Genomic DNA, 10,392 nt, shown 5'->3' on the forward strand with positions numbered 1-10,392 from the left:
CTCCGCGCCGATGATAGTGCGGATTACCCGTGTGAAAGTAGGTCATCGCCAGGCTCTTACAATGCAAAACCCCTCGACAGCGTGTGCTGCGAGGGGTTTTTGCTTTGTGGCTTCCCCCAAGTGCCGGGAAACGCCGTGTGCACCGCAGCGTCTTCGGCTGTTCTGAGGAGGCCCGTCAGGTCGTCTCCAGCGGCCTGCAGAGCCCCGATACGCGCCTCCCTATAGGGTGAGAACGCAGAAATTCAAACTGTGTTTGTGGGTTGCCATAGTCGGCGTCAGATCGCCTGGCAGTGGCCAGCTCGATGGTCCGGTCGATACACTCCGCAACGGAAAGTGCTTGACAGGCGAGGCGAGAGGTCCCATAATCGATAGTTCTCTGCGGAGAGGTGCCCGAGTGGCTAAAGGGGGCAGACTGTAAATCTGTTGGCTTACGCCTACGCTGGTTCGAATCCAGCCCTCTCCACCAGAATGCAAGACAGTGACCGGCTATCAGGCCGGTGAAGCAGAAAGAACCGGGCGGGTGTAGCTCAATGGTAGAGCAGAAGCCTTCCAAGCTTATGACGAGGGTTCGATTCCCTTCACCCGCTCCAAATCGCGTGGTTGCTGTCGACAAGTAGTACGTCTAGTTTTGCCCATGTGGCTCAGTGGTAGAGCACTCCCTTGGTAAGGGAGAGGTCGGCAGTTCGATCCTGCCCATGGGCACCAAATACCGCACTGGCAATATCGCTGCCGACACAGGAGTCGTGAAATGGCAAAGGAAAAGTTCGAGCGGACTAAGCCGCACGTGAACGTTGGTACGATTGGTCACGTTGACCATGGCAAGACCACGCTGACCGCAGCGATCGCCACGGTGCTGGCAGCCAAGTTTGGCGGTGCCGCCAAGAAGTACGACGAAATCGACGCAGCGCCGGAAGAGAAGGCACGCGGTATTACCATCAATACCGCCCACGTCGAGTACGAAACGGCCAACCGCCACTACGCGCACGTTGACTGCCCGGGCCACGCCGACTATGTGAAGAACATGATCACGGGTGCCGCCCAGATGGACGGCGCGATCCTGGTTTGCTCGGCCGCTGACGGCCCGATGCCGCAAACGCGCGAGCACATCCTGCTGGCCCGTCAGGTTGGCGTGCCGTACATCATCGTGTTCCTGAACAAGTGCGACATGGTGGACGACGCTGAACTGCTCGAGCTGGTCGAGATGGAAGTTCGCGAGCTGCTGTCGAAGTACGACTTCCCGGGCGACGACACCCCGATCATCAAGGGTTCGGCCAAGCTGGCGCTGGAAGGCGACAAGGGCGAACTGGGCGAAGTGGCCATCATGAACCTGGCCGACGCCCTGGACACCTACATCCCGACGCCGGAGCGCGCCGTGGACGGTACGTTCCTGATGCCGGTGGAAGACGTGTTCTCGATCTCGGGTCGCGGCACCGTGGTGACCGGCCGTATCGAGCGTGGCGTGGTCAAGGTCGGCGAAGAAATCGAAATCGTTGGTATCAAGCCGACGGTCAAGACCACCTGCACCGGCGTGGAAATGTTCCGCAAGCTGCTGGACCAGGGCCAGGCTGGCGACAACGTCGGTCTGCTGCTGCGCGGCACCAAGCGTGAAGACGTCGAGCGCGGCCAAGTGCTGTGCAAGCCGGGTTCGATCAAGCCGCACACCCACTTCACCGGCGAGGTGTACATTCTGTCGAAGGACGAAGGTGGCCGTCACACCCCGTTCTTCAACAACTACCGCCCGCAGTTCTACTTCCGTACCACCGACGTGACCGGCTCGATCGAGCTGCCGGCGGACAAGGAAATGGTGATGCCGGGTGACAACGTGTCGATCACCGTCAAGCTGATCGCCCCGATCGCCATGGAAGAAGGCCTGCGCTTCGCTATCCGCGAAGGTGGCCGTACCGTCGGCGCCGGTGTCGTGGCAAAGATCCTCGACTAAGCACGCAGCATCAGGCGAACGCGGCACCAACCGGTCGCGTTCGTTGCCAGAGGGGTTGGCTTCATTGCTGACCTCGCAGTAGTTTTAGGGGTATAGCTCAACTGGCAGAGCGTCGGTCTCCAAAACCGAAGGTTGGGGGTTCGATTCCCTCTGCCCCTGCCAAATCAATCAGCCGCGTCGCGAAAATCCTTCGTGACGCGGCTTAGTCTCGTTTGCGAAACATGGCCAATCCCAATGTCGAAACCGTAAACGCCAACAGCGGCAAGTGGTTGCTTGGCGTCGCGGTCATGCTTGTGGTTGCCGGCGTCATCGGTTTCTATGCACTGGCACAGCAACCGTCTTATGTACGTGGCGCCGCGCTGTTCGCAGGTATCGCGCTGGGCGTTGTCGTTGCGCTGGTGTCGGTGCCGGGTAAGGATTTCATTGGCTTCGCCAAGGAATCGTACCGGGAAGTTCGCAAGGTCGTCTGGCCGACGCGCAAGGAAGCCGGACAAATGACAGGTCTGGTGTTCGCCTTCGTCGTGGTCATGGCCTTGTTCCTGTGGTCGGCAGACAAGCTCATCGAGTGGGTCATCTTTTCGCTCGTACTGGGCTGGAAATAAGAGGTAGCGCATGACGGATAACGCCCAGCAGGAAAACATCGCCGCGGAATCGCCTTCGTCGAAGAAGCGCTGGTATGTCGTGCACGCATACTCCGGTATGGAGAAGAGCGTGCAGCGCGCGCTGCAGGAGCGCATCGAGCGCGCCGAGATGCAGGACAAGTTTGGCCGCATCCTGGTGCCTTCGGAAGAAGTCGTGGAAATCAAGGGTGGCCACAAGTCGGTCACCGAGCGTCGTTTCTTCCCGGGCTATGTCCTGGTCGAGATGGAAATGACCGACGAAACCTGGCACCTGGTGAAGAACACCAGCAAAGTGACCGGTTTCGTGGGTGGTGCCCGCAACCGCCCGAGCCCGATCTCGCAGCGCGAGGTCGACAAGATCATGACCCAGATGCAGGAAGGGGTCGAGAAGCCGCGTCCCAAGACGCTGTTCGAAGTGGGCGAAATGGTGCGCGTCAAGGACGGTCCGTTCACCGACTTCAACGGCAACGTGGAAGAAGTGAACTACGAGAAATCGCGCCTGCGCGTTTCGGTCACGATCTTCGGGCGCGCCACACCGGTCGAACTCGAGTTCGGTCAGGTCGAGAAGGTGTAAGGAATTTGCTGGTTGCCCGCGGCAAAGCGAGCAACCAGCAAAGGCACAGCCAAGCGGCTGAGCCAAGAGGAGCGTGAGGCCGCGCAGACAGTGCGGCGACAGCGCGTTACGACTCAACAGGATCATCTCCGTGAAACGGAGTGATCTGGATTGGAGTAGAGATGGCCAAGAAGATCATTGGCTTTATCAAGCTGCAGATTCCGGCTGGTAAGGCAAATCCCTCCCCGCCCGTTGGTCCCGCACTGGGTCAGCGCGGTCTGAACATCATGGAGTTCTGCAAGGCGTTCAACGCCCAGACCCAGGGTATGGAACCCGGTCTGCCGGTGCCGGTGGTGATTACCGCCTTCGCCGACAAGAGCTTCACCTTCGTGATGAAGTCGCCGCCCGCGACCGTGCTGATCAAGAAGGCCGCCGGCATCACCAAGGGTTCGCCGAAGCCGCACACCGACAAGGTCGGCAAGATCACCCGCGCCCAGGCTGAAGAAATCGCCAAGGCCAAGAACGCTGACCTGACCGCCGCCGATCTGGACGCCGCCGTGCGTACCATCGCCGGTTCGGCTCGTTCGATGGGCATCACCGTGGAGGGTCTGTAAATGGCTAAGGTTTCCAAGCGCGTCGCTGCCAACAAGGCAAAGATCGAGCGTACCAAGTTCTACCCGATCGACGAGGCCCTGGGCCTGGTGAAGGGCTGCGCCTCGGCGAAGTTCGACGAGTCGATCGACGTGGCCGTGCAACTGGGCATCGATGCCAAGAAGTCGGACCAGGTGGTTCGCGGCTCCGTGGTGCTGCCTGCCGGTACCGGCAAGTCGGTGCGCGTGGCTGTGTTCGCCCAGGGCGACAAGGCCGAGGCCGCCAAGGCCGCCGGTGCCGACATCGTTGGCATGGAAGACCTGGCTGAGCAAGTCAAGGCCGGTAACCTGAACTTCGACGTCGTGATCGCTTCGCCGGACACGATGCGTATCGTCGGTACGCTGGGTCAGATCCTGGGCCCGCGCGGCCTGATGCCGAACCCGAAGGTTGGCACCGTGACCCCGGACGTCGCCCAGGCTGTGAAGAACGCCAAGGCCGGTCAGGTTCAGTTCCGCGTCGACAAGGCCGGCATCATCCACGCCACCATCGGTCGTCGTTCGTTTGAAGACACCGCTCTGAAGAGCAACCTGGCAGCACTGCTGGACGCTCTGGTCAAGGCCAAGCCGGCTACGAGCAAGGGCGTGTACCTGCGCAAGATCGCTGTGTCGTCGACCATGGGTGTTGGCGTGCGTGTCGAGCAGGCTTCGCTGTCGGCCTGAGCTGACGGCACTCGGTTGACCGGAACCCGATAACGCCGGTCAGCGAAAGAATAGAAGGTTCCTGCCGACGGCAGGAACTGTCTCCGGACCGCAAGGAATGGAGCAAGGCTTTGGGCAGTGGTGCCCGCCGCAGGCGCAAGCCCCCGGCAGGTATTGCTGGTTATCAAAGACCGCTGGTGTCCGCGCTGCTGTTGTCAGGGAGCGTGGGCTTAATCGGACGGTACGTGCGCGTCGGGGCAACCCATCGCGACGATCTCCGGCCCGCCAGCGCAGATGGCGCACCCGAAGGGATTGATGAAGCCGGGCCAGACCCGGGTGATTCGGGCCAATCGGTCGCCGTTCGTATGGACTGATGCGCGTCGCAAGACAAGCATCGTTTTGGAGCTAAACCGTGCCACTCAATATTGAAGATAAGAAGGCCGTCGTTGCTGAGGTTTCGGCGCAAGTCGCCAAAGCCCAGACCATCGTCGTCGCCGAATATCGCGGCATCGCGGTTGGCGATCTGACCAAGCTGCGTGCTACCGCCCGCCAGCAAGGCGTCTACCTGCGCGTTCTGAAGAACACGCTGGCCCGCCGCGCTGTGGAAGGTACGCCGTTTGCTGGCCTCGCAGAGCAAATGACCGGTCCGCTGATCTACGGTATTTCCGAAGATGCAGTGGCCTCGGCCAAGGTTCTCAACGACTTTGCCAAGACCAACGACAAGCTGGTCCTGCGCGCTGGGTCGTATGACGGCCGTGTGCTCGATGCTGCCGCCGTCAAGGCGCTGGCCTCGATCCCGAGCCGCGACGAACTGATTGCTCAGCTGCTTGGCGTAATGCAGGCACCGGTGTCGGGCTTTGCCCGTCTGCTGGCCGCCCTGGCTGCCAAGAAGAGCGAAGGCGCTCCCGCGGAAGCGGAAGCCCCGGCTGCTTAAGGCTGCGTACAGATCGGGCATACCGATCGCAATACCGATACCGAATCAAATTTAGGAGTAATCCAAATGGCAATCACTAAAGACGACATCCTGGAAGCCGTTGGCGCGATGTCCGTGATGGAACTGAACGACCTGGTCAAGGCGTTCGAAGAGAAGTTTGGCGTGTCCGCCGCTGCTATGGCCGTGGCTGCTGCCCCGGGCGCTGGCGGTGCTGCTGCTGCCGAAGAACAGACCGAGTTCAACGTGATCCTGGCCGAAGTCGGCGCTAACAAGGTTGGCGTGATCAAGGCCGTTCGCGAAATCACCGGTCTGGGCCTGAAGGAAGCCAAGGACCTGGTCGATGGCGCACCGAAGGCCGTCAAGGAAGGCGTGGACAAGGCTGCTGCTGCCGAAGCCAAGAAGAAGCTGGAAGACGCTGGCGCGAAGGTCGACGTCAAGTAATGCATGTCTCGCGTGCCTTTTCGGCACGCGAACGGGGCTGGCAAAGGGAAACTCCCGGCGCCAGCCTTTTTGCGCTTGTGCGAGTGTGTTTGATCGTCCACTCGCCGCAGTGAAATGTGATGTACGGGTTGCGTGAGCCGGGATAAATCCCCGATGTCTCAGCAGACGCCAAACATCAGTGGCAAACTAACGTGTTGCTGCTGATGTTTGTCTTCTGAACCGACTGCAGAAGACAAGTTTGGTCGGGTGTCCCCCGGGCGAGTGCAGGCTTTGCGCCGATGCATTGACCACACCGCCCGCAGCGTGCGGACACCGTCAGCCAGAGGTTGGTAGCGGCCAACCGCCAAATCCCCTCCCAGTCGCTGAACACCTCAGGCGCGGCCAGGTCCAGCTGCCCTGCGATGATTCGGAGATCCCATGGCGTACAGCTTCACCGAAAAGAAGCGCATTCGCAAATCCTTTGCGAAGCGCGCGACGGTTCATCAGGTTCCATTCCTGCTCGCAACCCAGATTGAATCCTACACCCAGTTCTTGCAAGCGGAAACGCCGACCGCGCGTCGCAAGACCGAAGGCCTGCAGGCCGCTTTCAACGCGATTTTCCCGATTGCCTCCCATAACGGGCTTGCCCGTATGGAGTTTGTCTCGTATCACCTGTCTAACCCGCCGTTCGACGTCAAGGAATGCCAGCAGCGTGGCCTGACGTTCCACTCGGCCCTGCGCGCGAAGGTTCGCCTGATCATCAACGATCGCGAGAACCCGGGCAAGGTGAAGGAAGTGAAGGAGCAGGAAGTCTACATGGGCGAAATCCCGCTCATGACTTCCACCGGTTCGTTTGTGATCAACGGCACCGAGCGTGTCATCGTGTCGCAGCTGCACCGCTCGCCGGGCGTGTTCTTCGAGCACGACAAGGGCAAGACCCACAGCTCGGGCAAGCTGCTGTTCTCTGCTCGTATCATTCCCTACCGCGGTTCGTGGCTGGACTTCGAGTTCGACCCGAAGGACATCCTGTACTTCCGCGTCGACCGCCGCCGCAAGATGCCGGTGACGATCCTGCTGAAGTCGATCGGCCTGACGCCGGAGCAGATCCTCGCGCACTTCTTCGTGTTCGACAACTTCACGCTGCAGTCGGAAGGCGCGCAGCTGGAGTTCGTGCCCGAGCGCCTGCGCGGTGAAGTCGCGCGCTTCGACATCGCCGACAAGAACGGCCGTGTCGTGGTCGAGAAGGACAAGCGCATCAACGCCAAGCACATCCGTGACCTGGACTCGGCCGGCACCAAGCTGATCAGCGTGCCGGAAGACTACCTGGTGGGCCGCGTGCTGGCGAAGAACATCATCGACCCGGATACCGGCGAGGTGATCGCCAACGCCAACGACGAACTGACCGAGACGGTCCTCGAAAACCTGCGTGAAGCCGGCGTCAAGCAGATCCAGACGCTGTACACGAACGACCTGGACCAGGGCCCGTACATGTCGCAGACCCTGCGCGTGGACGAGACCGCCGACCAGACCGCTGCGCGTATCGCGATCTACCGCATGATGCGCCCGGGCGAACCGCCGACCGAAGACGCCGTGGAAGCGCTGTTCCAGCGCCTGTTCTACAGCGAAGAGTCGTATGACCTGTCGCGCGTTGGCCGCATGAAGGTCAACAGCCGTCTGTCGCGCCCGAGCGGCGAGGGCAGCATGGTGCTGCAGGACGAGGACATCCTCGAGACCATCAAGATCCTGGTCAACCTGCGCAACGGCAAGGGCGAGGTCGATGACATCGACCACTTGGGCAACCGCCGCGTGCGTTGCGTCGGCGAACTGGCGGAGAACCAGTTCCGTGCCGGCCTGTCGCGCGTGGAGCGCGCCGTCAAGGAGCGTCTGGGCCAGGCCGAGACCGAGAACCTGATGCCGCACGACCTGATCAACTCGAAGCCGATCTCGTCGGCGATCCGCGAGTTCTTCGGTTCGTCGCAGCTGTCGCAGTTCATGGACCAGACCAACCCGCTGTCCGAGATCACGCACAAGCGCCGTGTCTCCGCACTGGGCCCGGGCGGCCTGACGCGCGAGCGCGCGGGCTTTGAAGTCCGCGACGTGCACCCGACCCACTATGGCCGCGTGTGCCCGATCGAAACGCCGGAAGGTCCGAACATTGGCCTGATCAACTCGCTGGCACTGTACGCCCGCCTGAACGAGTACGGTTTCCTGGAAACCCCGTACCGCAAGGTCGAGAACAGCAAGCTGACCGACCAGGTCGACTACCTGTCGGCGATCGAGGAAGGCAAGTACGTGGTGGCCCAGGCTAACGCGACCGTCGATGCCGAAGGCAACCTCACCGACGAACTGGTGTCGTCGCGTGAAGGCTCCGAGCGGGAAACCCGCATGGTGACGCCGGACCGCGTGCAGTACATCGACGTGGCGCCGTCGCAGATCGTGTCGGCCGCTGCCTCGCTGGTGCCGTTCCTGGAACACGATGACGCGAACCGTGCACTGATGGGCGCCAACATGCAGCGCCAGGCCGTGCCTTGCCTGCGTCCGGACAAGCCGCTGGTCGGCACCGGCATCGAGCGCACCGTTGCGGTCGACTCGGGTACGGCCGTGCAGGCGATGCGTGGCGGCGTGGTCGACTACGTCGACGCGATGCGTATCGTGATCCGCGTGAACGACGACGAAGCCGTGGCCGGTGAAGTCGGCGTGGACATCTACAACCTGATCAAGTACACGCGTTCGAACCAGAACACGAACATCAACCAGCGTCCGATGGTCAAGGTGGGCGACCACGTGGCACGCGGCGACGTGGTGGCCGATGGCGCCTCGACCGACTTGGGCGAGCTCGCGCTCGGCCAGAACATGCTGGTCGCGTTCATGCCCTGGAACGGCTACAACTTCGAGGATTCGATCCTGATCTCGGAGCGCGTGGTGGCTGAAGACCGCTATACCTCGATCCACATCGAGGAACTGTCGGTCGTTGCCCGCGACACCAAGCTCGGACCTGAAGAAATCACGCGCGACATCTCGAACCTGGCCGAAGCCCAGCTGGCTCGCCTGGACGAGTCGGGCATCACCTACATCGGCGCCGAAGTCGAAGCCGGCGACGTGCTGGTGGGCAAGGTCACGCCGAAGGGCGAGACCCAGCTGACGCCGGAAGAGAAGCTGCTGCGCGCAATCTTCGGCGAGAAGGCTTCGGACGTGAAGGACACCTCGCTGCGCGTGCCGTCGGGCATGAGCGGCATCGTGATCGACGTCCAGGTCTTCACCCGCGAAGGCGTGACCCGCGACAAGCGTGCCCAGTCGATCATCGACGACGAACTGAAGCGCTACCGTCTGGACCTGAACGACCAGCTGCGTATCGTGGAAGGCGACGCTTTCCAGCGTCTGGAGCGTCTGCTCGTTGACAAGACTGTCAACGGCGGTCCGAAGAAGCTGGCCAAGGGTGCGAAGCTGACCAAGGAATACCTGGCGGACATCGACAAGTACCACTGGTTCGACATTCGTCCGGCCGACGAGGAAGTCGCTGCCCAGCTGGAAGCCGTCAAGGAAGCCATCGAGCAGAAGCGCCACGAGTTCGACCTGGCCTTCGAAGAGAAGCGCAAGAAGCTCACGCAGGGCGACGAACTGCCGCCGGGCGTGATCAAGATGGTCAAGGTGTACCTGGCCGTCAAGCGCCGCCTGCAGCCTGGCGACAAGATGGCAGGCCGTCACGGCAACAAGGGCGTCGTGTCCAAGATCACCCCGATCGAAGACATGCCCTACATGGCCGACGGTACTCCCGCCGACATCGTGCTGAACCCGCTGGGCGTGCCTTCGCGGATGAACGTGGGCCAGATTCTCGAGACGCACCTGGGCTGGGCCGCACGCGGTCTCGGCGAGCGCATCGGCAACATGCTGAAGGCGCAAGCCAAGGCAGCCGAATTGCGCAAGCTGCTCACGCAGATCTACAACGAGAGCGGCAAGGTCGAAGACCTCGATAGCCTGTCGGATTCGGAAGTCCTGGAACTGGCCGAGAACCTGAAGAAGGGCGTGCCGTTCGCGACGCCGGTGTTCGATGGTGCGCATGAGGACGAGATCCGCCGCATGCTGGACCTCGCCTACCCGGAAGAGATCGCGAAGGAGAAGGGCCTGACCGCTTCCAAGCAGCAGGTCACGCTGTTCGACGGCCGCACCGGTGAAGCGTTCGAGCGTCCGGTCACGCTGGGCGTGATGCACATGCTGAAGCTGCACCACCTGGTCGACGACAAGATGCACGCGCGTTCGACCGGCCCGTACTCGCTCGTCACGCAGCAGCCGCTGGGTGGTAAGGCGCAGTTCGGTGGTCAGCGTTTCGGTGAGATGGAAGTGTGGGCGCTGGAAGCGTACGGCGCATCGTACGTGCTGCAGGAAATGCTGACCGTCAAGTCCGATGACGTGAACGGCCGTACCAAGGTGTACGAAAACATCGTCAAGGGCGAGCACTCGATCGATGCCGGCATGCCGGAATCGTTCAACGTGCTGGTGAAGGAAATCCGCTCGCTGGGTATCGACATCGACCTCGATCGCTACTGATCGAGACGATCGGGCGCCGGCCACGGCGGGCGCCCACCAGCGCAGGATTTCCCACAGGATTGAATGCCGCTACTCCGGACAGACTCCGGAGC

The 10,392-nt window shown here is 61.8% G+C and carries 8 protein-coding genes and 4 tRNA genes; all 12 read left to right on the forward strand.

Going from position 1 to position 10,392, the window contains the following annotated elements; genetic code table 11:
• The first annotated feature begins 380 nt into the window (after window positions 1–380).
• A tRNA-Tyr gene (locus KHO22_RS24715) sits at window positions 381–466 on the forward strand.
• A 50-nt stretch (window positions 467–516) separates the two neighbouring features.
• Window positions 517–590: transfer RNA gene (locus KHO22_RS24720), tRNA-Gly, on the forward strand.
• A gap of 40 nt (window positions 591–630) precedes the next feature.
• Window positions 631–705: transfer RNA gene (locus KHO22_RS24725), tRNA-Thr, on the forward strand.
• Window positions 706–748: 43 nt separating this feature from the next.
• The gene (gene tuf, locus KHO22_RS24730; RefSeq protein ID WP_211949827.1) at window positions 749–1,939 is read left to right on the forward strand and encodes an elongation factor Tu; all 1,191 of its coding nucleotides are present in this window, start codon (window positions 749–751) and stop codon (window positions 1,937–1,939) included.
• Window positions 1,940–2,025: 86 nt separating this feature from the next.
• A tRNA-Trp gene (locus KHO22_RS24735) sits at window positions 2,026–2,101 on the forward strand.
• A gap of 59 nt (window positions 2,102–2,160) precedes the next feature.
• Window positions 2,161–2,541 (forward strand): preprotein translocase subunit SecE, encoded by a 381-nt coding sequence (secE, locus tag KHO22_RS24740; RefSeq protein ID WP_211949828.1) that lies wholly within the window; start codon window positions 2,161–2,163, stop codon window positions 2,539–2,541.
• Between the two features lie 10 nt (window positions 2,542–2,551).
• Window positions 2,552–3,133, forward strand: a complete 582-nt coding sequence (gene nusG, locus KHO22_RS24745; protein WP_211949829.1) for a transcription termination/antitermination protein NusG — start codon at window positions 2,552–2,554, stop codon at window positions 3,131–3,133.
• 161 nt (window positions 3,134–3,294) lie between these two features.
• A complete protein-coding gene (gene rplK, locus KHO22_RS24750) occupies window positions 3,295–3,726 on the forward strand; it encodes a 50S ribosomal protein L11 (protein ID WP_010810467.1) in 432 nt (143 codons plus the stop codon).
• Complete coding sequence (gene rplA / locus KHO22_RS24755) at window positions 3,727–4,422, forward strand: 50S ribosomal protein L1 (RefSeq protein ID WP_011299322.1); 696 nt, start codon at window positions 3,727–3,729, stop codon at window positions 4,420–4,422.
• Between the two features lie 391 nt (window positions 4,423–4,813).
• Complete coding sequence (rplJ, locus tag KHO22_RS24760; RefSeq protein WP_211949830.1) at window positions 4,814–5,335, forward strand: 50S ribosomal protein L10; 522 nt, start codon at window positions 4,814–4,816, stop codon at window positions 5,333–5,335.
• A gap of 66 nt (window positions 5,336–5,401) precedes the next feature.
• Window positions 5,402–5,776: a 50S ribosomal protein L7/L12 gene (rplL, locus tag KHO22_RS24765; protein WP_011299320.1), complete on the forward strand. Its 375-nt coding sequence runs from the start codon at window positions 5,402–5,404 to the stop codon at window positions 5,774–5,776.
• A 417-nt stretch (window positions 5,777–6,193) separates the two neighbouring features.
• Complete coding sequence (gene rpoB / locus KHO22_RS24770; protein WP_211949831.1) at window positions 6,194–10,300, forward strand: DNA-directed RNA polymerase subunit beta; 4,107 nt, start codon at window positions 6,194–6,196, stop codon at window positions 10,298–10,300.
• Window positions 10,301–10,392: the final 92 nt, after the last annotated feature.

The organism is Cupriavidus yeoncheonensis (assembly GCF_905397275.1).
Lineage (GTDB): Bacteria > Pseudomonadota > Gammaproteobacteria > Burkholderiales > Burkholderiaceae > Cupriavidus > Cupriavidus yeoncheonensis.